The organism is Lentzea sp. NPDC058450 (genome assembly GCF_042721395.1).
GTDB lineage: Bacteria > Actinomycetota > Actinomycetes > Mycobacteriales > Pseudonocardiaceae > Lentzea.
The window spans coordinates 60,550-83,389 of the sequence record NZ_JBHXLO010000029.1 but is presented as its reverse complement, the minus strand read 5'-3'; the positions used below and the strand labels follow the sequence as shown (position 1 = coordinate 83,389).

22 protein-coding genes are annotated in these 22,840 nt (G+C 67.8%); 10 read left to right on the top strand and 12 right to left on the bottom strand.

Features of this window, described 5'->3' with window-relative positions:
- Positions 1–21: 21 nt before the first annotated feature.
- Together ACFWNN_RS34620 and ACFWNN_RS34615 are read right to left on the bottom strand one after the other, a co-directional pair.
- A complete protein-coding gene (locus ACFWNN_RS34620) occupies positions 22–957 on the bottom strand; it encodes a hypothetical protein (protein ID WP_382444159.1) in 936 nt (311 codons plus the stop codon).
- Positions 954–1,481 (bottom strand): SigE family RNA polymerase sigma factor, encoded by a 528-nt coding sequence (locus ACFWNN_RS34615; RefSeq protein WP_285643839.1) that lies wholly within the window; start codon positions 1,479–1,481, stop codon positions 954–956. Before ACFWNN_RS34615 ends, ACFWNN_RS34620 begins: the two co-directional genes overlap by 4 nt.
- 113 nt (positions 1,482–1,594) lie before the next feature.
- Between ACFWNN_RS34615 and ACFWNN_RS34610 the strand changes: the two genes are divergently transcribed.
- The 4 genes from ACFWNN_RS34610 (at position 1,595) to ACFWNN_RS34595 (ending at position 4,713) form a co-directional block, all read left to right on the top strand.
- Positions 1,595–2,380 (top strand): IclR family transcriptional regulator, encoded by a 786-nt coding sequence (locus ACFWNN_RS34610; protein ID WP_382444158.1) that lies wholly within the window; start codon positions 1,595–1,597, stop codon positions 2,378–2,380.
- Positions 2,381–2,462: 82 nt separating this feature from the next.
- Positions 2,463–2,885, top strand: coding sequence for a MarR family winged helix-turn-helix transcriptional regulator (locus ACFWNN_RS34605; RefSeq protein WP_382444157.1), 423 nt, complete (start codon positions 2,463–2,465; stop codon positions 2,883–2,885).
- A gap of 10 nt (positions 2,886–2,895) precedes the next feature.
- Positions 2,896–3,738 carry a haloalkane dehalogenase gene (locus tag ACFWNN_RS34600; RefSeq protein ID WP_382444156.1) on the top strand — a complete coding sequence of 281 codons (843 nt, stop codon included), beginning with the start codon at positions 2,896–2,898 and terminating at the stop codon, positions 3,736–3,738.
- Between the two features lie 9 nt (positions 3,739–3,747).
- Positions 3,748–4,713, top strand: a complete 966-nt coding sequence (locus ACFWNN_RS34595) for a GNAT family N-acetyltransferase (protein WP_382444155.1) — start codon at positions 3,748–3,750, stop codon at positions 4,711–4,713.
- 34 nt (positions 4,714–4,747) lie between these two features.
- Here ACFWNN_RS34595 and ACFWNN_RS34590 read toward each other — a convergent pair whose 3' ends face one another.
- The 4 genes from ACFWNN_RS34590 to ACFWNN_RS34575 are packed head-to-tail and all read right to left on the bottom strand — an operon-like array spanning position 4,748 to position 8,034.
- Positions 4,748–5,647: a glycine betaine ABC transporter substrate-binding protein gene (locus ACFWNN_RS34590; RefSeq protein ID WP_382444154.1), complete on the bottom strand. Its 900-nt coding sequence runs from the start codon at positions 5,645–5,647 to the stop codon at positions 4,748–4,750.
- Positions 5,644–6,309 carry an ABC transporter permease gene (locus ACFWNN_RS34585; protein ID WP_382444153.1) on the bottom strand — a complete coding sequence of 222 codons (666 nt, stop codon included), beginning with the start codon at positions 6,307–6,309 and terminating at the stop codon, positions 5,644–5,646. The genes ACFWNN_RS34590 and ACFWNN_RS34585 overlap by 4 nt, the downstream gene beginning before the upstream one ends.
- Before the next feature lie 7 nt (positions 6,310–6,316).
- A complete protein-coding gene (locus tag ACFWNN_RS34580; protein ID WP_382444152.1) occupies positions 6,317–6,955 on the bottom strand; it encodes an ABC transporter permease in 639 nt (212 codons plus the stop codon).
- Complete coding sequence (locus tag ACFWNN_RS34575; RefSeq protein ID WP_382444151.1) at positions 6,952–8,034, bottom strand: ABC transporter ATP-binding protein; 1,083 nt, start codon at positions 8,032–8,034, stop codon at positions 6,952–6,954. Before ACFWNN_RS34575 ends, ACFWNN_RS34580 begins: the two co-directional genes overlap by 4 nt.
- A 133-nt stretch (positions 8,035–8,167) precedes the next feature.
- On the opposite strand from ACFWNN_RS34575, the gene ACFWNN_RS34570 reads away from it, so the two are divergent.
- The gene (locus tag ACFWNN_RS34570; RefSeq protein WP_382444150.1) at positions 8,168–9,718 is read left to right on the top strand and encodes a bis-aminopropyl spermidine synthase family protein; all 1,551 of its coding nucleotides are present in this window, start codon (positions 8,168–8,170) and stop codon (positions 9,716–9,718) included.
- Here the strand turns inward: ACFWNN_RS34570 and ACFWNN_RS34565 are convergent.
- The gene (locus tag ACFWNN_RS34565; protein ID WP_382444149.1) at positions 9,680–12,859 is read right to left on the bottom strand and encodes an EAL domain-containing protein; all 3,180 of its coding nucleotides are present in this window, start codon (positions 12,857–12,859) and stop codon (positions 9,680–9,682) included. The genes ACFWNN_RS34570 and ACFWNN_RS34565 overlap by 39 nt on opposite strands.
- 225 nt (positions 12,860–13,084) lie before the next feature.
- The gene (locus tag ACFWNN_RS34560; protein WP_382444148.1) at positions 13,085–14,281 is read right to left on the bottom strand and encodes an NADP-dependent malic enzyme; all 1,197 of its coding nucleotides are present in this window, start codon (positions 14,279–14,281) and stop codon (positions 13,085–13,087) included.
- Between the two features lie 335 nt (positions 14,282–14,616).
- Here ACFWNN_RS34560 and ACFWNN_RS34555 point away from each other — a divergent pair, with 335 nt between their 5' ends.
- Entirely contained in the window at positions 14,617–15,216 is a 600-nt protein-coding gene (locus tag ACFWNN_RS34555) for a dTDP-4-dehydrorhamnose 3,5-epimerase family protein (RefSeq protein WP_382444147.1), read from the top strand.
- Between the two features lie 3 nt (positions 15,217–15,219).
- Here the strand turns inward: ACFWNN_RS34555 and ACFWNN_RS34550 are convergent, their stop codons facing one another.
- Positions 15,220–15,501, bottom strand: coding sequence for a S24 family peptidase (locus ACFWNN_RS34550; RefSeq protein WP_382444191.1), 282 nt, complete (start codon positions 15,499–15,501; stop codon positions 15,220–15,222).
- 98 nt (positions 15,502–15,599) lie between these two features.
- Between ACFWNN_RS34550 and sodN the strand changes: the two genes are divergently transcribed.
- The 4 genes from sodN to ACFWNN_RS34530 all read left to right on the top strand — a co-directional run bounded on the left by sodN (position 15,600) and on the right by ACFWNN_RS34530 (position 20,394).
- On the top strand, positions 15,600–16,007 hold the full coding sequence (sodN, locus tag ACFWNN_RS34545) for a superoxide dismutase, Ni (RefSeq protein ID WP_030476597.1): 408 nt from the start codon (positions 15,600–15,602) through the stop codon (positions 16,005–16,007).
- Positions 16,008–16,207: 200 nt separating this feature from the next.
- Entirely contained in the window at positions 16,208–16,543 is a 336-nt protein-coding gene (locus tag ACFWNN_RS34540; protein WP_382444146.1) for a hypothetical protein, read from the top strand.
- A gap of 635 nt (positions 16,544–17,178) precedes the next feature.
- Positions 17,179–18,939 carry an FxSxx-COOH system tetratricopeptide repeat protein gene (gene fxsT, locus ACFWNN_RS34535; protein WP_382444145.1) on the top strand — a complete coding sequence of 587 codons (1,761 nt, stop codon included), beginning with the start codon at positions 17,179–17,181 and terminating at the stop codon, positions 18,937–18,939.
- Between the two features lie 585 nt (positions 18,940–19,524).
- Positions 19,525–20,394 carry a PASTA domain-containing protein gene (locus ACFWNN_RS34530; RefSeq protein ID WP_382444144.1) on the top strand — a complete coding sequence of 290 codons (870 nt, stop codon included), beginning with the start codon at positions 19,525–19,527 and terminating at the stop codon, positions 20,392–20,394.
- Positions 20,395–20,479: 85 nt separating this feature from the next.
- On the opposite strand, the gene ACFWNN_RS34525 is transcribed toward ACFWNN_RS34530, so the two are convergent.
- The 3 genes from ACFWNN_RS34525 to arsM all read right to left on the bottom strand — a co-directional run bounded on the left by ACFWNN_RS34525 (position 20,480) and on the right by arsM (position 22,762).
- A complete protein-coding gene (locus tag ACFWNN_RS34525; RefSeq protein ID WP_382444143.1) occupies positions 20,480–20,938 on the bottom strand; it encodes a hypothetical protein in 459 nt (152 codons plus the stop codon).
- A gap of 37 nt (positions 20,939–20,975) precedes the next feature.
- Positions 20,976–21,563 carry a cadmium resistance transporter gene (locus ACFWNN_RS34520; protein ID WP_382444142.1) on the bottom strand — a complete coding sequence of 196 codons (588 nt, stop codon included), beginning with the start codon at positions 21,561–21,563 and terminating at the stop codon, positions 20,976–20,978.
- A 461-nt stretch (positions 21,564–22,024) separates the two neighbouring features.
- Positions 22,025–22,762: an arsenite methyltransferase gene (gene arsM, locus ACFWNN_RS34515; RefSeq protein ID WP_382444141.1), complete on the bottom strand. Its 738-nt coding sequence runs from the start codon at positions 22,760–22,762 to the stop codon at positions 22,025–22,027.
- Positions 22,763–22,840: the final 78 nt, after the last annotated feature.

The window sequence follows — 22,840 nt, the reverse complement described above, 5'->3', positions numbered from 1 at the left end:
GTGTCTGGGATGCCAGACGGGCTACTCCTTGCGGATCCAGCTCGTGTCGAGGTTCGGGGCGATTTCGACGTCGTTGGCCACCGCGACGATCTCGTCGTCCGGCTTGTCGGCGGGGTTGCTGGTCACGGTGATCCAGAGGTCGCCCTCCTGCACGATCACGGTGCCGCCGCCCACGACGACGCCCTGCTTGCCGCGCACCGTCACCGGGGTGCTCGGCGCACCGCCGAAGTCCGGCCGGCGTTTGCTCAAAGTCACCTCGAACGGGCCACGACCAGGTGAGTACTGGGCGTTCCAGTCATCGGGACCCGTTCCGCCGAACGTGGTCGCCGACTTGCCCTGCACCTTGAACGGCGCCGCGAAGACCGCGTCGGAGTCGGCGCGCACGGAGTCGGCGACGCGCAGCGCCGTCGCCTCGGGATGGCCGACCCGGTCCACCCGGACCACGAGCGTTTCCTGCGCCTTCCACTCCACGACCGCGAGGGTGTCGGTCGCCTGGACACGGGCCTTGAGCCCGCGCACCGTGACGTCCTTCCACTCGGACAACTGGCCGGAGAAGCCCTGACCGCTCGACAGGGTGACGCTCGGCCCGCCGCCGTAGGCGTCCGCGGGAGCGTCCGCGGCCACCCAGCCGCGCTCGGTCGAACCGTCGTGCGCACTGCGGTAGGTCTCGACGAACCCGACCGGCAACCAGTGCGGCTGGTACTTCAGCGCGCCGGGCGCGCCCGGCACCAGCGCGGCGCCCGCGTCGTTCGGGTTCGGCGGCACGTACCTGTCGCTGGCGACGACGCCGGCGAAGATCAGGACGGCGACCGCGGCGACGCCCGCGACGGCGATCATGAAGACGTTGCGCTGCTTCTTCCGCTTGCGCCGCAAGGCGTTCAGCGTCGGTCCCGGGTGAGGAGTGCGTTCGGCCAGCAGGCCGAGTGCCTCCTTGATCCGCTGTTCGGTGTCGTTCACGACAGGCCCTCCCCGAGCCGCAACCCGACACCAGCGGGCTCCGGCGTGTGGTCCATGCGGAGTGTGGCCAGCGCACGTGAGATGTGGCTGCGCACGGTTCCCTCGGCACAACCGAGCATCTGTGCGATCTCCGAGTCCTCGTAGTTCTCGTAGTAGCGGAGCACGACGGCCGCGCGCTGTTTGCGGGGTAACTTCGCGATCCGCTGCAGCATGGCTTCCCGCTCGTCGTAGTGGTGCGTCTTGTCCGCGACGGGCGGGGTGACGGACTCCAGGGTCGTCATGCAGAGGGCGACGTCCTTGGCTGCTCTACGGCGGCGCCACGAGAGGTACTCGTTGGTCACCATGCGCTTGACGTAGGCGTGAGGGAGGTCGACTGAACCGATGCGGTCCCACTTCTGCTGCGCGCGCAGCAGGACTTCCTGGACCACGTCCTGGGCCAGGTGCGGGTCGCACGTGAGCACGGTGGCATAGCGCAGCAACGGGGTCACCTGTTCTGCCACGAAGTCATCGAAACTCGGTGTCAATCCCGACCCCCTTCAAAACCGTCACACCCCTATGACGCAGTTCAGGCCTGTTCTGTTGAGTGTGCCCTGATGTCGTAACGGCGTGGGCTGCATCACGTGGGAAAATCACTGTTGTGGGCAGCAGCAGCGACGTTCCCGCGCTGCGGAGAGGGCTCGCGGTCCTCCGGCTGCTGGCTGGCCGGCCGGGCCCGGTCTCCGCGGCGTCAGTGGCGCGCGAGCTGAATCTCCCCAGGTCTACGACCTACCACCTGCTGTCCGAGCTGACGGAGGCCGGTTTCGCGACGCACTTCCCCGAGGAGAAGCGCTACGGCCTGGGCGTCGCGGCCTTCGAGCTCGGTTCGGCCTACCTGCGCCACGACCCGCTGGAACGCCTGGCCCGCCCGTTGCTCCGCAAGCTCGCCGACCGGATGGAGAAGGTCGCGCACCTGGGCGTCCTGCACGGCCCCGAGGCGCTGTACCTGGTGCGCGAGCAGCCCCGCCAGCCGCAGTCGATCGTGTCCGACGTGGGCGTGCGGCTGCCGGCCCACCTGACGGCCTCGGGCCGCGCGATGCTCGCCTTCCTGCCTCCGGCACAGGTCAGGGCGTTGCTGCCGTCCGTCGCGTCGTTCGTCGACCGGACCGGGCGCGGGCCGCACAACCTGCCCGCGTTGCGGCGGCTGCTGACCGCGGAACGGCGGCAGGGCTGGTCGGTGGAGGACGGGTTCGTGACGGCGGGGTTCGCGTCGGTGGCGGCGCCGGTGTTCGACCACGGCGAGCGGCCGATCGCGGCGATCACGCTGACGTTCCGGCACCTGTGCGACACGCCGTGCGGGCAGGTGTGGCCGGAACTGGCCAAGGAGGTCCGCAAGGCGGCCGAGGAGCTGACCGTGCGCATCGGCGGACACGTGGTCGCGATCTGACCTGGTTGCACGGCGCGCTTTGGGGTTCAGAGCGCTCGGAATTTAGTAGCCATGTACATAGTAGCTATGTACCGTATCTGCCATGAGCAGCGCGGGACCGACGCCTGGGCACCTCGTGTGGCGTCTGGCGATGAAGTGGCGAACGGCCGTCGACCGCGCGTTGGCCCCCCTCGGGCTGACGCACGCGCAGTACGTCGTGCTGTCGTCGCTGGTCGCCCTCGACCGGCCCTCCCAACGCGAACTGGCCGACCACACCGGCCTGGAACCGCTGTACGTCTCGAAGCTGGCGCGTTCCCTGGAGGCCGCCGGCTTCCTCTCGCGCACCCGCGACACCGTCGACACCCGGACCGTGCGACTCGCCCTGACCCCGCACGGCCTCACGACGGTCGAGCCCGCCATGGAGGTGGTCCGCTCGTTGCTGGACCGCCTGCTGGAGCCTCTGGGCGAGCGCACCTCCGCCTTCTCCGGCGAACTCCGCGCGCTGCTCGCCGTTCCCCTCGACTGAGGAGCACCCGATGCCCGTAGTCCCCGTCCTCGGCTCGACCATGCACCACGAAGCGCACGGCGATGCGCCGTTCGTGTTCCTGCACGGCAATCCCGCGTCGTCGCACATCTGGCGCAACGTCCTGCCCGAACTGGGCGGTCTCGCCCCCGACCTCATCGGCATGGGCAGATCCGGCAAGCCGGCCATCGGCTACTCGTTCGACGACCACTCCCGCTACCTCGACGCGTGGTTCGACGCCCTGGACCTGGACCGCGTCGTGCTGGTCGGCCACGACTGGGGCGCCACGCTCGCGTTCGACTGGGCGGCCAGGCACCCGTCGCGCGTCGCGGGCCTCGCGTTCTTCGAGGCGATGCTGAAGCCCATGACGAGCGCCGACCTCGCCCCCGCCGCCCGGGAACGCACGCGCCGGCTCCGCACCCCCGGCGTGGGCGAGGAACTGGTGCTGGACCACGACACCCTGGTGCGCCAGGCGTTCACCGGCGGCGTGTTGAACCCCGTTGCGGACGAGGACCTGGCCGCGTACCTGGCGCCGTACCCCGACCGCGAGAGCCGCCGCCCGTTGCTGGAGTGGGTGCGCCAGCTTCCCGTCGACGGCGATCCGCCCGCCCTGGTGCCCCGGATGGAGGCGTACGGCGCGTGGCTCGCCGCCTCACCGGTGCCGAAGCTGCTGCTGACCTTCACCGGTTCGCCGACGCTGGCCATCACGCCCGAACTGGCCGCGTGGTGCCGCGCGAACATCGCCTCGCTGGACGTGGTGGCGCTCGGTGAGGCCGGGCATCACGCGCCGGAGGACAAGCCGAAGGAGATCGCGGCCGCGATCGCCGACTGGGCAGGGCGGCACGATCTTGCTTAGATCGGGTTCATGGGGGTTGTGATCGAGCCGCTGGACTTCGCGTCCGCGGCCCAGGCAGACCGGTACGGGTTGTACGAGGTGGCGGAGGCCTGGGCGGCGGAGGCCGCGCCGGACCGCGAGAAGGCGCCCGTCGAGGCGTACGTCGCGATGTGGGAGTCCCGCAACGACCTCGGGTTCGAGCCCGCGCGGTTCGTCGTCGCACGGGAGAACGGGAGGATCGTCGGCTACGCGCAGGCCGAGATCTCCGAGGCCGAGGCCAACGCGCATCTCGCACTCGTCACGGTCGTGGTGCTGCCGAGCCACCGCCGTCGCGGCATCGGCACGGCGCTGCTGCGCGCGTCCCTGTCGTTGCTGGACGGGCGGACGGTCATCGAGTCGTGGAGCCCCGGCCCGGGCGAACCGGGCGAGCACTTCGCGGCCGCGCACGGGTTCCGGGTCGTGACGTCGATGACGAGGCAACGGCTGCGGCTCACCGATCCGCCGGCGGTCGCCGAACTGCCGGCCGGGTACGAGCTGGTGACGTGGAAGGGCGCGGCTCCCGAGGAGTTCGTCGAGGCGTACGTCGAAGGACTCAACGCGATCGCCGACGCGCCGTTCGGGGAGACGACGCTCGACCACGCGCACAACACGGTCGAGAGCATCCGGGTGGAAGAGGCCGAAGCGACCGCGGACCGCTGGGTCGTGCTCCTGCTGCACGGCGGAGGGGTCGCCGGAGTCACGGTGGTGGAACGGATGCCCACCAAGCCCGAGTACGCCGAGCAACTGCAGACCGTCGTGTTGCCTGCCCACCGAGGCAAGGGCCTGGGCCTGCTGATCAAGTCGCGCATGCTGCACGAGCTGGACGGCGTCGAGACCGTCTTCACCCGCACCAGCAGCGAGAACGCGCACATGCTGCGGGTGAACCACGCATTGGGCTACGAGGACCGGTACACGTACATGGCCGTCCAAGCGAAAACCGCCGACCTGCGGGCGTGAAGCCCGCGGATCGGCGGTTCTCAGGATCTCCGGGTCAGATGCCCGCGGAGGCCAGCCACTCCTTGGCGACCTTCTCCGGCTCCGGCTTGTCCGGCGACGACAGCTTCTGGTTGAGCTCCAGCAGCTGCTTCGTGTCGAGCTTCTTCGAGATGGAGTTGAGGACGTCGCGGACCTGCTGCGTCGCCTTCTTCTCGTTGATCAGCGGCAGCACGTTCTGCGCGGCGAACACGTTCTTCGGGTCTTCCAGCACCACGAACTCGTTGGCCTTGATGGCCGCGTCCGTCGTGAACAGGTCGGCCGCCTGCACCGTGTTGTCCTTCAGACCGGCGACGGTCAGCGGGCCGCCGACGTCGAGGGCCTTGAACTCCTTGAACTCGCAGTTGTACTTGGCCTTCAGGCCGGGCAGGCCGTCCGGGCGGTTCTGGAACTCGGGCGGGCCGCCGAACACGAGGTCCTTGCAGTACGGCACGAGGTCGTCGATCGACTTGAGGCTGTACTGCGCCGCGATCTGCTTGGTCACGACGACCGCGTCCTTGTCCTCGGCGGAGGACTTGTCGAGCACGATGAGGTTCTTGGGCAACGCCTTCTGCAGCGCCGCGTAGACCTCGTCCGCGCCGACTTCCTGCGCGTCCTTGTTGATGTACTTGAGCAGCACGCCGGTGTACTCGGGGATCAGGTCGATCGAGCCGTCCTGGACACCCTTGTAGTACAGCTCCCGGTTGCCGATGTTCAGCTTCTTGGAGACCTTGACTCCCTTGCCCGACAACGCTTCCGCGTAGATCTCCGCGAGCAGGCGGGACTCCGGGAAGTTGCCGGAGCCCACGACGATGGTGTCCGTCGGGGCCGGCTCGTTGTTCGCCCCGCCGGTCAGCGGATCTCCACCGCACGCCGACAACAGCATGACCGCAGCGACGGCTGTCGCGATGCGCTTCATTTCGTTCCTCCGGTTCCCACTGGACGCAGCCCGGGCGACACCGTCAGCCGTTGCAGGCCGGCGAACCCCAGGTCGACGAGAACGGCGAGCAGTGCCACGAGCACCGCGCCGGCGAGCATCTGACCGAAATCCTGCAGGGCGAGGCCGTCGAAGACGAACCTGCCCAGTCCACCGGCGCCGGTGTACGCCGCGATGGTGGCCGTGGCGACCACCTGCAGCGCGGCACCGCGGAAACCGCCGTAGATCAACGGAAGCGCGTTCGGGATCTCCACCTGCAGCAGCACGCCCGACTCGCGCATGCCCACACCCCGTGCGGCGTCGACGGCGGCCGGGTCGACCGCGCGGACGCCGGCGTAGGTGCCGGCCATGATCGGCGGGATCGCCAGCAGCACCAGCGCGACGTACACCGGGAAGTCGCCGAGCCCCGCCCACAGCACGACGAGGATCAGCACCGCCGTGGTCGGCAGCGCCCGCAGCGCGTTGGAGAGTCCGACGATCACGAACCCGCCCTTGCCGGTGTGCCCGACGAACGCCCCGAGCGGGATCGCGATGACCGCCGCGATGAGCAACGTCAGCAGCGTGTAGCCGAGATGTTCCAGCAACCGCAACGGAATCCCGGTCGTACCGGACCAGTGCGCGGGATCGAAGAGCCAGCCACCCATCCTCAGCTCACCTCCCCACCCGTGCCCACGGCGTGAGCAGCCGTCCGACCAGCAACAGCAGACCGTCCGCGAGGACCGCCAGCACGACCGTCCCGATGAGACCCGCGAAGACCTTCGGGCTGTTGTCGGTCTGGTAGCCCTCGGTGAAGAGCTGGCCGTAGCCGCCGAGCCCGACGAGCGCGCCGACGCTCACCATGCTGATGTTCGACACAGTCGCGACCCGCAGGCCCGCGATCGTGACCGGCAGCGCCAGCGGGAAGTCGACGGTGAGGAAGCGCCGGAACGGCCGGTAGCCCATCGCGTTCGCGGCGGCGACCACGTTGCCGGGCACCGCCGACAGCGCGTCCGCGATGGACCTGATCATCAGCGCGACCGTGTAGACGGTCAGCGGCACGATGACGTTGATCTCGTCGAGGATCTTCACGCCGATGATCACCGGCGTGATCACGATGAGCGCGATCGACGGGATCGTGAAGAGGATGTTGGCGAACGGGAAGAGCACCGTGCGCGCCGTCTGCGACCGGCTCGCCCACCACCCGAGCGGGATGGCGAGCACGAACCCGATCAGCACCGGCACGACGGAGAGCCGGAGGTGCACCGCGGTGACTTCCCAGAACCTTTCCCAGTTCTCGAAAATCCAGGTCACTTCGGGACCTCACCCGCCGCGCGGGCCTTTGCGAGAGCCTGGATCACGTCGTCGGCCTTGACCACGCCGCTGACCGCACCGGCGTCGTCGACGACCACGCCGAGCGCGGACGGCGAGCTGAGCGCCGCGTCGAGCGCGCCCCTGAGGCTGCTGCCGTCGTAGAGCGAGCCGCCGGAGATGAGGTCGCGTTCGGTCACCTCGACCTCACCGTCCACACCGGACAGCCAGCCCTTCGGCCGGTTCTGCTCGTCGACGACGAGCGTCCAGTCCGTGACGGTGATCCGGTCGCCGATCTTCGCCGTCGTGACGGGGTGAACGGGCACTTCCGCGTGGAGGAAGGTGAGCGTCCGGTAGCCGCGGTCCCTGCCGACGAAGGACGCCACGAAGTCGTTGGCGGGCGCGCTGAGCAGCTCCTGCGGCTTCGCGTACTGCGCGAGGTGCCCGCCCTTCTGGAACACCGCGACGCGTTCGCCGAGTTTCAGCGCCTCGTCGATGTCGTGCGTGACGAACACGATCGTCTTGTCGAGTTCCGCCTGCAGGCGAAGGAGTTCGTTCTGCAGGTCCTCGCGCACCACCGGGTCCACGGCGCTGAACGGTTCGTCCATCAGCAGCACGGGCGGGTCGGCCGCGAGCGCGCGGGCGACACCGACGCGTTGCTGCTGACCACCGGAGAGCTGCGCCGGGTACCGCTTGCCGAAGTTCGGGTCGAGCCCGACGATCTCCAGCAGCTCGGCCGCACGCGTGCGCGCCTTGCGTTTGTCCCAACCGGACAGAAGAGGGACGGTCGCGATGTTGTCCAGCACGGTCCGGTGCGGGAACAGCCCCGCCTGCTGGATCACGTAGCCGATGCCACGCCGGAGCGTGGGCGGATCGACACCGAGGACGTCCTTGCCGTCCACCAGGATCGTGCCCGACGTGGGGTCGATCATGCGGTTGACCATGCGCAGCGACGTCGTCTTGCCACAGCCGGAAGGACCGACGAACACCGTGATGGTGCCCGCCTCGACCGCGAGGTCGAGCTCGTCGACAGCGATGGTCCCGTCCTCGAACCGCTTGGTTACGGCCCGGAACTCGATCACCCTTCGGATCCCTCCGGTCGTGACGGTCTCCCCGATTCGGACCGCCCTGGATGTAGATCCCAAAGACCTTAACTCGTTCGGCGTACCCCGGCACAGCGTTCCACCATGTGACAGGCCGTATGGTTTAGCGCTTGTGACGATCGACCAGGTTCGGCAGTTGGTGGCGGAACGCGGCGTGCACGCCCGCAAACTCCGTGAGGTGTTGTCCCTGCTCAGCGAGGACTGGCACCCGCTGGCCGAACTCGTGCGCCTGCCCGCCGTGCCCCGCCGCACCGTGCAGGACCTGCTGAAGGCCCTGGGCGACGACGCCGAATCTTCAGGCGATCGTTACCGCATCGCTCCCGGCCTGGTCAGCGCCTACCGCGCGGAGTTCGGTGTTTCCGGTGTGCGCGACCACACCGACGTGCTGCGCCAGATCCTGGTGGACATCGCGGACGTGCCCGCGCCTTTGTCCTCGTTGGACCACGTGCAGGCCACGGCGGAGACCGCGCTCAACCGCGCGCTGTGGCTCGACAACGTCTACGACCTGGCGGGCAAGCGCCTGCTGTGCCTGGGCGACCACGACCTCACGTCGCTGGCCGTCGCGGCCGTCAACCCGCACGTGTCCATCACGGTCGTGGACCTCGACGAGCGCCTGCTGGAGTTCATCGACTCCCGCGCGGCCGCACGGGGGCTGGACATCCGGACGTTGCACTGCGACATGCGTTTCGGGCTCCCCCAGGCCGTTGTCGAATCGGTGGACCTCGTCTTCAGCGACCCGCCCTACACGCCGGAGGGCATGGGCCTGTTCGCCGGGCGCGGCATCGAGGCGCTGGAGGACATCGCCGGCGGGCGTCTGCTGCTGGCGTACGGCTTCTCCGACCGCACCCCGGCCCTGGGCCTGAAGGTGCAGCAGGAACTCCAGAAGCTCGGCCTCGTCTTCGAGGCGATCCTCCCGTCCTTCCACCGCTTCGACGGCGCCCAGGCCATCGGCTCGGCCGCGGACCTCTACGTGTGCCGCCCCACCGGCCGCCGCGCGGTGTCCGGCGGCACGCGCATCTACACGCACGGCGCGCAGTCCGTGGAGTCGTCGGGCCCGTCCTCCGAAGCTTTGGCCGCTTTGTCCGACCTGGCACCGCGTCCCGAGTCCTCGCCGCCGCCGAAGCCCCGCGCCGCCGGCTGGGCCGAGCCCGTCGGCAAGGGCGCGGCCTCACTGGCGGTCGACCTGTCCGCCGACCCCGGCCCGTGGCTGCTGCGCACGTTGCTCGCGTCGTCGCCCGCCCGGCTGGCGTGCCTCGTGCCGAACAACCACCCCGCCGTGTCGTCCGAGGCGGGGCAGAAGGAACTGCAGGAACTCGTCGCCACGCGCTTCAAGTTGAAATTCCTGCGCAACAACCCAGATGCCAAGACGACGATCGTCGTCGCCGATCAGGTGCTGACCGGCACGCTGTCGCTGGGCGAGCGGGCCGTGCGCGAGGTGCTGATGAAGGCGCACGGCAAGCTGCGCAACGTGTGGCGCGAGGCGTTGATCACGGCGTCGCAGGGGTTGCTGACGAAGAAGCAGGCAGCCGAGATCATCGACAACGCCGCGGTGCTGCAGGAGGACCTGGAACTGCGGTTGATCGACCTGCCGAAGCACCGGATCGCGGCGTTGCTGCCGGAGATCTCAGCCAGCGCGCGGTATGTGGAGCGGCCCGAGGGCTAGGACGGCGCGGAACTCCTTGGGCGGCACCGGACGCGAGAACAGCCACCCCTGGTACGCGTCCACGCCCACGCCCCGCAGCACGTGGAACTGGGTCGCGGTCTCCACGCCCTCCGCCACGCACTTGCGGCCCATCGCACGTGCCATGTCCACGACGGCGCGGGCCACGGCGAAGTCCGAGGAGTCGTTGCCCACGCCGGAGACGAAGCGGCGGTCCACCTTGATGATCTGCGCCGGCAGGTCCTTCAGGCGGGCCAGCGACGAGTAGCCGGTGCCGAAGTCGTCGACGGCGAACTGCACGCCGCGCTTCACCAGTTCGTCCATCGACTGGCGGACGCGCGAGGGCAGGTCGACGAACGCGTTCTCGACGAGTTCCAGCACCACGCGTTCCCACGGGACGCCGGACTCCATGATCGCCGTCGAGACGATGTCCACGAACTCCGGATCGCCCGGCACGAGACCGGCCAGGTTCACCGCCACGGACACCGGACGGCCGTCGGGCGCGGGCCAGGTCGCGGCCTCGCGCAACGCCGTGCGCAGCACCCAGCGGTCCAGCTCGCGCATCAGGTCGCCCTGCTCGGCGACGGGCAGGAACACGTCCGGCGGCAGCAACCCGCGGTCGGGGTGCGGCCAGCGCACCAGGGCCTCGGCGGTCAGCACCGCGCCGTCGACACCCACCACGGGCTGGTAGTGCAACGCCAGACCGTCGTGCTGCAACGCGTCGCGCAGCTGGCCTTCCAGGTGCACCTGGCGGTCGGCGGAGGCGATCAACGCGGCGGAGGCCAGCGACACCCGGCCGGCACCTGCTCGCTTCGCCTCGAACATCGCGGCGTCGGCGAAGCGCAGCAGGTCGGCACCGTTGGCGCGCGAGCCGTTCGGCACGGCGGCACCGATCGACGCCGACACGCGGACCAGCTGCCCGTGCACCGGAACGGCCGTGCGCAGCAACGACGCGACACGGGTGGCCAGCGCGTCCACGCCTCCCACCGTCTCGATGTCCTCGGAGATGATCACGTACTCGTCGCCGGACAGACGGGCGGCGGTGCAGCCGTCGGGCAGGCCGCCCTCCAGCCGCCGTGCCAGCGCGACCAGCAGCTCGTCGCCCGCGTCGTGGCCGAGGGAGTCGTTGACGCGCTTGAAGTTGTCGATGTCGCAGAAGAGCACGGCGACCTTGGAGCGACCGGGTCCGTCGAGCGCCTTGCCGAGGATCTCCTTGACCAGCGCGCGGTTCGGGAGGCCGGTCAGCTCGTCGTGCGTGGCCTGGTGGCGCAACGCTTCGGCGGCGCGGCGGCGTTCGGTGATGTCCAGGAACACGATCAGCCAGAAGCGGCGGCCGTCGTCCTGCACGGACAGGGCGATGTGGAGCTCGCAGTAGACCTTCTCGCCGTCCGGGCGGACGAGGATGCGCTGCGGGATCTTCTGCGTGCGTTCGGCGGCCCACTGCAGGCCCGGCGAGGTGTCCTCGGGGTGGGTGAGCTGTTCGGCGGTCATGCCGCGCAGCTGTTCCAGCTCCATGCCGAGCAGGTCGCACAACGCGTCGTTGGCGTCGACCAGGCGCTCGCCCTCGTCGAACAGGCCGATGCCCACGGGCGTCACGGACACGAGGTCGGTGAAGCGCTGCGAGGAACGCTTCATGCGCGCCTCGGCGGCGCGCTGCTCGGTGACGTCCTGGGCCGTGCCGACGGCGAGCTGCTTGCCGCGCGGGTCGTGCACGATCATGCCGTGGCACCGGAAGATGCGGGTCGCGCCGTCGGACGGGCGGACCACGCGGTGCTCGCACTGGACGGCGATCTCGTCGACGGAGAGCTGGCGCCACAGGTCGTCGACCCACGCGCGGTCCTCGGGGTGCACGAGGTCGAGGTAGTACTGGTAGCTGCCGTCCACCTCGGCGGGGATGCCGTAGAGGTCGCGCAGCATGTCGGACCAGACGACCTGGCCGCTGCCGGGGTTCCACTCCCACATGCCGAGGCGCGCGGCCTGCTGGGCGTCCGCCAGCCTCCGGCGGTCCTCGCGCATCTGGCGTTCGAGGGCACGCGCTTCGGTGACGTCCTGGATCGTGCCGTGGTAGCGCTCGATGCTGCCGGACGACGCGAACTCCGCGCGGGCACGGCACATGTAGACGCGTTCGCCGACCTCGCTGCGGACCTCGATCTCGACCGGTTCGCCGTCGCTCGCGTGCAGCAACCGGGTGCGCAGCTCCTTGACGGCCTCGCGGTCGTCCGGGTGCACGCCGCTCAGGAGGTCGTCCTCCGGGGTCATGCCCAGCTCGGCGAACATCTCCATCAGCACTTCGCTGCGGTGCACGGCACGCGTGCCCGCCTCGTACGCCCAGCTGCCGATGCGGGCGATGCGCTGCGCCTCCAGCAGCCGCGCCCGTTCCTGGGCGAGCTCGGTGGCGGCGCGCTTGGCCTCGGTGATGTCGCGGATGTAGCCGGTGATCTTGTCCAACGCGCCCGCGTCGTCCAGCCGTGCCTCCGCGACGCCGCGGATCCACCGCAGCTGGCCGTCGGGGCGGACGATCCGGTACTCGATGTCGATCGGGTCGCCGGTGATCTCGCGACCGTGCCAGTACGTCTCGACCATGTGGTAGTCGTCCGGGTGCACGACGTCGAGGACGGCCTGCGCGCCGGGCACGACGGTGCCGCGTTCGAGGCCGAGCAGTTCGTAGTGCGTGTCCGACCAGACGGTCAGGCCGGTGCCGGGATCGAACTCCCAGGAGCCCAGCTCGGCGACCCGCTGCACCTTGCGCAGGCGGCGCTGTTCGTCGCGCAACGCGTCCGCGGCGGTGGCGAGGTCGGAGACGTCGATCAGCAGAACGGCCTGCAGGCCCGTTCCCGGTACGGCGTGGCGGGCGACGCGCACCGGCAGTTCGGAGCCGTCCGCGCGCAGCAGCCGCAGGTCAGAGGTGTTACCGAGGAGCAGTTCGCCGAGCGGGTGCCCGACGAGGTCATCGGCTCCCTGCGCGCCCGCGAGCTCCACGGCGGCCGGGTTCGCCTGCATGACGACACCCTTGGCGTCGACGAGCAACGACGGCGCGTCGGGCAGGGTCAGCCCGTCCAGCGTCATCGGAGGTTTCCCGTTCGCCGGGACAGCCGTCCGTGCACGGCCGTTCACCACCGTCGCGCGTCCCACCCACTTGGGCACCGACCCACCCTCTCCCGCATCCACCGCCCGCGGCAATTCGGGTGGGCACGACAACGGCACCCGAACGGCGGCAAACACGAACCCTCTCCTCGGGTGAACACCCGAGGAGAGGGACGGTAGCGCTTCAGAGCGTCATCGCCCACCCCTGCACGGGTTAACGAAAAGCCACGTTCGTGGTTCCGCTTCCCCTGAAGATGCAAATGGATGGCGAATACAGGCGTGTGATCAGGCGACGCCGTCGGCCTTCGCCGCCACGGCCACAGCCGCTGCGACCTCGGGTCCGACCCTCGGGTCGAGCGCCGAGGGAACAATTCGATCTGGGCCCAAATCATCTTTCGCGACGGCCAGAATTGCGTCGGCGGCCGCGAGTTTCATGCCCTCGGTGATCCGTCGCGCACCCGCGTCGAGAGCCCCGCGGAAAATGCCGGGGAACGCGAGCACGTTGTTGATCTGGTTCGGGAAGTCGCTGCGGCCGGTGGCCACGATCGCGGCGTGCCGGGCGGCGACGTCCGGGTGCACCTCGGGGTCCGGGTTCGACAGCGCGAACACGATCGAGTCGTTCGCCATGCTCGCGATGAGGTCCTCGGAGACCTTGGAGGACGACACGCCGATGAACACGTCGGCGCCACGCAGGGCCACGTCGATGCCACCGTCGAGGTTGCTCTTGTTCGTGACCGCCGCGATCTCTTCCTTGACCGGGTTCAGCCCGGCACGGCCCGTGCGGACGATGCCGCGCGAGTCGAGCAGCGTGATGTCACCGGCGCCGGCCGCGATGAGGATCTTGGCGATCGCGATGCCCGCGGCGCCCGCACCGGAGATGACCACCCGCTGGTCGCCGATGCTCTTGCTCAGGACGGTGTTCGCGCCGTTCAGCGCCGCCAGCGACACGACGGCGGTGCCGTGCTGGTCGTCGTGCATGACGGGGCAGTCGAGCGCCTCGATCAGCTTCTGCTCCAGCTCGAAGCAGCGCGGCGCGGAGACGTCCTCGAGGTTGACCGCGCCGAACGACGGGCGCAGCCGCACGAGCGTCTCGACGATCTCGTCCACGTCCGTCGTGTTGAGCACGAGCGGGATGGAGTCGAGGCCGCCGAAGGTCTTGAACAGCGCGGACTTGCCCTCCATGACGGGCAGCGAGGCGCTCGGGCCGATGTCGCCGAGACCGAGCACCGCGGTGCCGTCGCTGACGACGACGACCAGGCGGTGCGCCCAGGTGTACTTCGCGGCCAGGGAGGCGTCCCGCGCGATGGCGTTGCTCACTCGTGCGACACCAGGGGTGTACGCGATGGACAGCGCCTTCGGGTCAGCGAGCGAGGCGGTCGCGCCGACCTCGAGCTTCCCGCCCAGGTGCGCGTTGAAGATCTCCTCGTCCGTCAACTGCGTCGGATCGGAGTTCTCGATACGGGCTTCGTTCACTGCTGTCACGGCGTCCCTCCTGCGGTGCGGGCGGCGTAGTGGCCCTTTTAAGTCGGGCTCATCACCAAACGGCGCACCGGCCCAGCGTTGTCACGCCGGGTACACGGGGCCTGGAAACTCGGTCGTGCCCTCCGACGAGTTGCGTCGGAGAACGGCCCGAGTGCTGCGGGTGACGGAAGTGTGGCAGGGTCCCGCGCCGCTGTCTGCGGCGGGGATCACACTTTTTCCGCAGGTCAGAGGGCATGTAGCAAGACGTCCGTCCGGTTTTCTGAACCGACCGGTCAGTTTCCGCTGGCAGGAAGCACCCGATCGGTCAAGAAAGATTGACGCCTTAGAGTGACGGCATGCAGGCGAGTTCGCTGAAAATTGACGGCGCGTTCGAGTTCACTCCCCGGACATTTCCCGACGACCGCGGCGTGTTCGTCTCGCCGTACCAGGAGGCCGCCTTCGTCGAGGCGGTCGGGCACCCCCTGAGGGTCGCCCAGACCAACCACTCCGTCTCCCGCGCGGGCACCATCCGCGGCATCCACTACGCGGACGTCCCGCCGTCGCAGGCGAAGTACGTCTTCTGCCCGCGCGGCTCGTTCATCGACGTGATCATCGACATCCGCGTCGGCTCCCCCACGTTCGGCCAGTGGGACGCCGTCCTGGTCAACTCCACGAAGTGCAACGCCGTGTACCTGGCCGAGGGCCTGGGCCACGCGATGATCGCGCTGGAGGACGACACGACGATGAACTACCTCTGCTCCACGCCCTACAACCCGTCCGGCGAACACGGCCTCACCCCGCTCGACCCGGCGCTGGACCTCCCGTGGCCGCGCGAACTGGAGTTCCAGCTGTCCGAGAAGGACACGGCCGCCCCGACGCTGGCCGAGGCATACGAGTCCGGCGTCCTGCCCCGCTACGAGGACTGCCTCGCCCTGTACGCCTCGCTCAAGGCGTGAGATTCACGGCCGGAGCCTGGGTCTCGGCCATAGTCGAGCTTTGACCACTCCGAGCACCTCAGCAGGCCCGAGGTGCTCGGAGTCGGTGCTCGCGAACGGGTTGTCTCCCACCACGTGCCACCCACCGTCCACTTCGTGGGAGGCACGCTTCACCGACAGCTGCCCGGGCCTGGCCGCCCACCGCACCAGCACGATTTGCCCCGGTTTGGGCATCACACCCCACCTGACCAGCACGATGTCGTCGTTGCGGAGCGCAGGTGCCATCGACGGCCCCCGGACGAGCACGGTGGAGAGGCGCGGTCTCAACGATCACCCTTCGATCAGCCGGAGTAGGGTCCTACCTGTCGGAGCATCCACTGTCTTTTCTCATTCTGGGAGGAACGATGCGACTCGTGTCGCGCATTCTCCGCCCGCGCGTCGAAGCCACCGCGCACTGCGACCTGCCCTGCGGCGTCTACGACCCGGCGCAGGCCCGCATCGAGGCCGAGTCGGTCAAGGCGGTCCAGGAGAAGTACCAGGCCAACGAGGACCCGGAGTTCCGGGAGCGCGCCGTCCTGATCAAGGAGCAGCGCAGCGAGCTCGTCAAGCACCACCTGTGGGTGCTGTGGACGGACTACTTCAAGCCGCCGCACTTCGAGAAGTACCCCGAGCTGCACGACCTGTTCAACCGCGCCACCAAGGCGGCGGGCGCGTCGGGCACCAAGGGCTCCATGGACCCGGCCTCCGGCCAGGCCCTGCTGGACCTGATCGCCCAGATCGACAAGATCTTCTGGGAGACCAAGCAGGGCTGAGACCAAAGCCCTGAAGACGACGCTGACCAGCGAAAACCTTGTTCGTCGGTCAGCGTCGTTTCTCGTCCTTTGGGGTTGTTTCACGGCCCCAGGAAGGCCCAAGTAAGTCCACTTTGGACACTCTTCCGCGGAACCACCGAAACGATTCGTGCATGAACGAAGGTTGACCTTCATTCGAACACATGTGCGATTGTGTCCGGGTGCCGATGACGTGGCAGCAAGCAGCGCATTTCGACGCCCAGGTGAGCCTTCTCCGCAAGCTCGCCAACACCTCGACTCGGTTCGGCATCGGCAATGTTGATGGCCGCCCTGTACTCGTTGATGACCGCTTACCGAACGGCGAATGCGTGCGGGTCGACGGCCCGGCGGCCCAGGACGTGATGCGGCATCTGTTCCACCTCAACCATTACGCGCTTCTGTCCCCGGTGGGCCTCCTCGAAGCAGCCCGCGGGACCAAGGCCGAATCGAACGTGGTCGAACTCCTGAAGCGACTGAAGCTTGATCAAGACCCCATCCAGCAGCCGGAGACACACTGAGCCCACGATGGCTCATCGGCAAGCCTGTGGGCTGGTCGACGCCGCCAAGGCGTTGAGCTGTCCACAGGCGCGGCAGCCGAGCGCCGTGCCCAGCTCGATCAGGCTGGCCACCTGGCGCTCGTCCCGACTCGCCCCGAACCATCACGGACTCAAGTCGGATCCACCAACGAAAGCTGGGACTCAATGGGCTCTGCCGAGTTCGACGAGAAGGACTCCGGCGATGATGAGGCCGATCCCCAGCGCCATGACCTTGGTGAAGGGCTCCTTGCGCAGGATCATCAACCTCGGGCACAAGACCGGACTTGACCTGCCACTTTGTCACCCTCAGTCCGCGCTTCGCTCACGCTGTTCCGCGCATGTTCCGCCGACGCCACAACTGACCGACCTTCTCGATGCGAACTATCGACGGGCCGGCCGATCGCGGTCTTTGTCCGTACGTGCGGAACGACCCTCGGCGGCCGTTCGATCTGTTGTCGTGCATAAGGCTGCGAGCGAGCGCGAATTCCACTTCTTGTGGACTGATCGGAACCGCTTCCCACGGGTTTATCTGAACTGGGATAACGCTGGGGGGCACGACCCTGTTCGGCGCCCTGCTGGAACGAAGTATCCGGTAGGCACGATAGTGATGGCATGGCATGGCGTCGCGTCAGGTGAAGATCAACATAGTGGCGGTCATCTTGGTGGGTGCCGCCATCGGCCTGGTCACCAACTACGCCACTGATGCGATCCCTGCGTGGTTCACGGACCAGTCACGAGTCTGGCTGATCTTTGGTCTGCTCGTGCTGCTCAGCGTGATCGTCCAGCTCATGGCTCCTCAGGACAAGTATGAGCGGTCGTCGGCACGAGACGGTGGCAAGGGGCAACCCAGGGTGTCGAACGTGCCGGGTCGCAATCCGTACTTCACCGGTCGCGACGAGGACCGGCGTGAGTTGCGTCGACTGTTGAAAACGCGGTCGCGGGTGGCAGTGCACGCCGTACGGGGGATGGGTGGGGTCGGCAAGACACAGCTGGTGTTGGAGTTCTGCCATCGGTATGGCGCTCACCTGGATGTGGTGTGGTGGATCGCCGCGGAGAACCCCACGCTGATCCCCGACCAGTTGCGTCGCCTGGGCACTGCCTTGGAGCTGGACCTGCCTGCGGACGTGGCTGACGCGACGCAGATCGTGGTGTCACACCTGCGAGGTCTACGGCGCTGGTTGCTGGTCTTCGACAACGCGGAGTCAGCCGCTGATCTGCATCCGTTCCTGCCGTCGAGCACGGGCCGAGTGCTGGTCACGACCCGGCGCGCGGGATTCGACGCCCTGGGCGGGGTGCTGGACCTGGACACTATGGCCCGCCGTGAGTCCGTCAGACTGCTGGCGCAGCGGGCACCAGGCCTGATCGCCATCCAGGCTGACGAGCTGGCCGAACTGCTCGGCGACCTGCCACTGGGGCTGGAACAGGCCGCCGCCTACCTGACCCAGTCCCATATGCCGCCACCTGAGTACTTGCAGTTATTGCGGGCCAGTCCAGACAGCGTGGCCGACAAGGGCCAGGCCAGCCAGCGGCACAGTCCAGACCGGTCGTTACAAACACTATGGACTCTCAGTCTCCGGCAACTCGACGAACACCATCGCCAGGCAGCGCAACTGCTGGCCATCTGTTCCTACCTCGCCCCTGAAGCGATTCCCCTGGAACTGTTCACCGCCAATAGCGCCGTCCTGCCCGCTCCGCTGGGCACCGACGCGACCAGCGCCGCCGCGCTGAGCCACGTGATAGGCATCCTGACCGACTACTCGCTGGTCAAACGGGATCAGGACACCATCACGGTCCACCGTCTGGTCCAACTCTCCGTACGCGCCCACACAGCTCTGGTCACGCGTGAGGCTGGCAGCGAGCAGCATCCGCTGGCCTGGACGATCACCCTGCTCCGAGCAGACCTACCGGCCAGGGTGTACGGAGAGCCCAGTGCCTGGCCTCGATGGCGACAGCTCCTGCCACACGTCCTTGCCGCCCTGAACCACCACACGGCAACACCCGATCTGATCCCATACACAGCTTCATGGCTCTTCGATCGAGCTGGCACCTACCTACAGACCACCGGACTGACCAGCCAGGCGAAACCGTTGCTGGAAAGGGCACTGACCATCGGCGAAGCCGCTCACGGCCCCGACCACCCGAGCGTCGCCACCCGCCTGAGCAACCTCGCCGCAGTGCTGCGAGACCTCGGCCGGCCCGCCGACGCCAAACCCCTGCTGGAACGGGCACTGACCATCGACGAAGCCGCTCACGGCCCCGACCACCCGACCATCGCCACCCGCCTGAGCAACCTCGCCCTGGTGCTGCAAGACCTCGGCCAGCCCACCGACGCCAAACCCCTGCTGGAACGAGCCAAACAGATTCGAGCCTCCAGGTAGACCTCACACCTCACGAAATGCGAGCCAGCACGTCCGACAACTGGGGTGTCTGCGCGTCGGCAAGCCTGTGGGCTGGTCGACGCCGTCAAGGCGTTGGGCTGTCCACAGGCGCGGCAGCCGAGCGCCAAGACCAGCTCGGCCAAGTCGACCACCCGGCGCTCGTCCCAACTCCGCTTCTCAAATCGCGGATCCCTGCGGGGGCCGCTGGTCGTGGCCTCGTCCGTCGTGGACAGCCCCCAGTTGCCTCGTCGGCGCCGACGCGGGCCGCTAGGCCCGCTTGGAGGCGCCGAACAACACCGTCCGGGGGCTGAACTCCACGACGGTTGAGGGCACGAACGACCAGCGCCCCCCGCAGGGGGCCGCCTTGATGAAGAAGAGAAACTCTGAACACGGCTGTCGTGCCTTGCCTGTGTCGTGCCTTGCCATAAGCCTCCCACTAAATGGTGCATCCGACACACGTTTGATCGGGAAGTCTCGCCTGCCCCATCAGACACGGTTGATTCATGTCCACGCCAAGCGGAATATTCTGCGGTTCGCAGGGTTCACCCTTGACCTTTAGGTCACACGTGTAGGCTGCCTCGACTCTTGCCGCACAAGATCAGCAAAGAATTTATCAGAACAGGAGCATGGGTGAGTTGGCAACTTTGGACAGGGCCCTTTATTGGTCTTGTTGCGCTAGCTTTTGCCGTGTACAGCTACTGGAAGAACAGGACGCCGAAAAGGCTACAACATGAAACGAAAGTCGACCAGAGGATTATAGCCACCAGCCGCTATAATCGCTGGGGGGACCTGCGCATCCAATTCGGCGAAAAAACCTTAAGAAGCCCCCGCATCGTAGTCATCAGGCTAACCAATTCAGGGAAAATCGAGGCCCGCGCCGACGACTTCGTCGAACCTATTTCGATTAATGTCGGCGAGGGAGACAGCATAGTAGCCGCAGCGATAACAGGCGGCTCCGGTGCGCATCACGGAACAATCGAACTACAACCGGAGCAAGTCGATCAACAACGAGTTGTCGCGCCTCGTTCACTGCTGAATGAAGGTGATTGGCTTGAGTTCCACTTGCTCATTGATGGCAGTGCGACACCCGTAAGGCTCGATTGCCGAGTAGCGGGATTCTCGGTGACCTCCGGCAAGGCAAGATCACGGACGAACAGCACATCGCGCCTGGATATGTGGCAAGCATCGAGATTACCCGTCCTTGTGGTGACCGCAATTGGCCTCATCTATATGGCGGTAACTTTATTCGGCCCTCCTGGAGGCGTGCCTGTACCCGACCTTGTCGGGAAAAGTGCTGCGGACTCAGTCCGGGAACTCAGCAACGCTAACCTCAAGGCGTCAGACTTAATCATCGTCCCTGGCGACGAGTCATCTGGCACGGTTGTGTCGCAAATTCCAAAGGCCGGAAAGAACATCCGTTCGGGAGATTCCGTAACACTCTATATTTCTGATTAGTCGACGACATTTTGCAAATCCGAGACCATTGACAGATTTCCAGGAACAGCATTTTCAAGCCAATCCAGACGCGCATCGCCAGCCGCTAGAGCCGGGACCCCATGACAGGAAGAAGTGCGCCGGAAACATCCATGAAGTCCCGCACAGCGGGCGACGCAGAATGATGGCGCAAGCGAACACGAAGATCCGCGACCGCTTCAACAGATCGTGAGGATTTGACCGTAGCTGCGAGTTTCGCGGCAGCCATACCAGCAGATGCGGCAGCCTCAAGGTCGTGCGAGTTGATAGAGGCACGAGCAAGAGCCGCTTGAGCCATAGATCCGCGTCTTGCGCGGTTTTGACGCTCGGCCTCGGCGATCGATAGCTGAGCAAAACGGGATGCCTCGTCCGCACGTTCGAGGTCGCGGAAGGTATGCGCGTGTTCGCCGTTCAGGTACGCCGGATCGATGAACCGCGCCCATTCTGGTTCATCCTCCACGGAGACGTTCTCGAACGTCACCTCGGACAGGTGCACGCTCTTGGCGGCGGCCTTCCTATCCCCCATCGCTGCTTCGCCGCGAGCCTGGAGGGCGATCGGCTGGCTAGAGGCCGAATGCGCCGCCCTCGACCAGGATCAGCACGCCGATGCCGATCAGCACCACCGGCAGCACCACGTGCCCCCACTTCGACAGCACCCGCGCGACCGCCGGACGTGTGGCGAAGAACCGTCCAGCCGCCACCCACACGGCGACCAGCACCAGGAACACGACCACGTAGACCGCCGTGTCACTCACGCCTGACGTGGCGAACACGGGCACGTAGACGCCGATGTTGTCTCCGCCGTTGGCGAACGTGACGGCGGCCACCGCGAGGATCGTCGGGCTCGCCGTCCGTTCCTCGTCGGGGTCGTCGCGGTGCCGCCACGCGCTGATGGCGGCCTTGATGCCGAGCGCGAGGGGCAGCAGGCCCAGGTACGGGATCGCCTGGTCCGGCAGGAAGGTGGCGCCGAAGGCCGCGGCCACTGCGGCGCCGAGGATGCCCGCGAAGCCGAGGTACTGGCCGAGGGTGATGGTGCGGGTGGTGTGGCGGTGGCCCGCGCCCTGGGCGAAGAACAGCGCCAGGATCACGATGTCGTCGACGTTGGTGACGGCGAACAGGCCTACCGCCTGGCCGATGGTGCCGAGGTCCACTGATGTTCCTTCAGGTCGGTGGTGTCGGGACGCGACCCGTCGCGGGACGGGTTCGTGTGCCGATCAGCGCCGGAGGACCTGGAGGAAGCTCGACGTGGACCGGTGCCCGCCTGGGCTGTTCGGGCGTGCACCGGTTGCGGTCGGCCTGGGGTGAGGTGCCTGCGGGAGGTCGTGGACCGCGGGCTGCGGTGCGGCGGAGTCGCGGCTGAGCAGGGTGACGCCGTCCGAGGTGAGCGACGGCTGTCCCGGGCTGTCGTGGCTGAGTTCGGCGACTGCCTGCGACTGTGCGGTGCTCCGGCGGCGGGGGCGGGCGGGTCGGGCATCACGAGGTACACCAGCAGAGCGGTGACCACGAGCAGGACGACACACCGCCGCTCCATCGCCACCCCGGTTCGTCCGCGTGCCCCAAGTGATCGTCGGGAGCATCGCACATCGCGATTCGAGGTGAAGGCCCTTGCGGACTACGCCGGCTTGGTCGCGCGGACCATCGCGGAGTGCAGGCCGTCGGCCACCTCGTGGGTCTGCGTGATCTCGACGTCGGTGAAGCCCGCCGCCTCCAGCCCTTCGCGGTACTCGGTGAACGAGAGCGCCCCGGCGATGCAGCCGACGTAACTGCCGCGCTCGGCCCGCTGGGGAGCGGAGAGGGCGTCGTCGGACACCACGTCGGAGACGCCGATTCGGCCGCCCGGCCTCAGGACGCGGAACGTTTCGGCGAACACGGCGGGCTTGTCGGTGGACAGGTTGATCACGCAGTTGGAGATCACCACGTCGATCGTGCCGGCGGGCAACGGGATCGCCTCGATGGTGCCCTTGAGGAACTCGACGTTGGTCGCGCCCGCCTTCGCCGCGTTGGCCAGTGCCAGAGCCAGCATCTCCTCGGTCATGTCGAGGCCGTAGGCCTTGCCGGTGGGGCCCACTCGGCGGGCGGACAGCAGGACGTCGATGCCGCCGCCGGAGCCGAGGTCGAGCACGCGGTCGCCCTCGCGCAAGGAGGCGACGGCGGTCGGGTTGCCGCAGCCCAGTGAGGCGGCGACGGCCTCGGCCGGCAGGGCCGAGCGGTCGTCGGCGGCGTAGAGGGCCGAGCCGAAGTTCTCGTCGGTTTCCACGGGCGTGCAGCACGCCGTGCCGCCGTCGGTCACCTGCACGGCTGTTGCGGCGTAGCGCCGGCGCACGGTCTCGCGCAGGTCGGTGTCGCTCATCGCAGGACCCCTCCGAAATCGTTGTATCGATGTATGTCGATGCAACCTTGCGCCTTGATTCGAAGAACGTCAAGATAG

Coding starts and splice junctions, on each gene's coding strand:
- ACFWNN_RS34605 (WP_382444157.1), top strand. CDS start 2,463: ATGAGCAGCGCGGGACCGACGCCTGGGCACCTCGTGTGGCGTCTGGCG.
- ACFWNN_RS34600 (WP_382444156.1), top strand. CDS start 2,896: ATGCCCGTAGTCCCCGTCCTCGGCTCGACCATGCACCACGAAGCGCAC.
- ACFWNN_RS34595 (WP_382444155.1), top strand. CDS start 3,748: ATGGGGGTTGTGATCGAGCCGCTGGACTTCGCGTCCGCGGCCCAGGCA.
- ACFWNN_RS34590 (WP_382444154.1), bottom strand. CDS start 5,647: ATGAAGCGCATCGCGACAGCCGTCGCTGCGGTCATGCTGTTGTCGGCG.
- ACFWNN_RS34585 (WP_382444153.1), bottom strand. CDS start 6,309: ATGGGTGGCTGGCTCTTCGATCCCGCGCACTGGTCCGGTACGACCGGG.
- ACFWNN_RS34555 (WP_382444147.1), top strand. CDS start 14,617: ATGCAGGCGAGTTCGCTGAAAATTGACGGCGCGTTCGAGTTCACTCCC.
- sodN (WP_030476597.1), top strand. CDS start 15,600: ATGCGACTCGTGTCGCGCATTCTCCGCCCGCGCGTCGAAGCCACCGCG.
- fxsT (WP_382444145.1), top strand. CDS start 17,179: ATGGCGTCGCGTCAGGTGAAGATCAACATAGTGGCGGTCATCTTGGTG.
- ACFWNN_RS34525 (WP_382444143.1), bottom strand. CDS start 20,938: ATGGGGGATAGGAAGGCCGCCGCCAAGAGCGTGCACCTGTCCGAGGTG.
- arsM (WP_382444141.1), bottom strand. CDS start 22,762: ATGAGCGACACCGACCTGCGCGAGACCGTGCGCCGGCGCTACGCCGCA.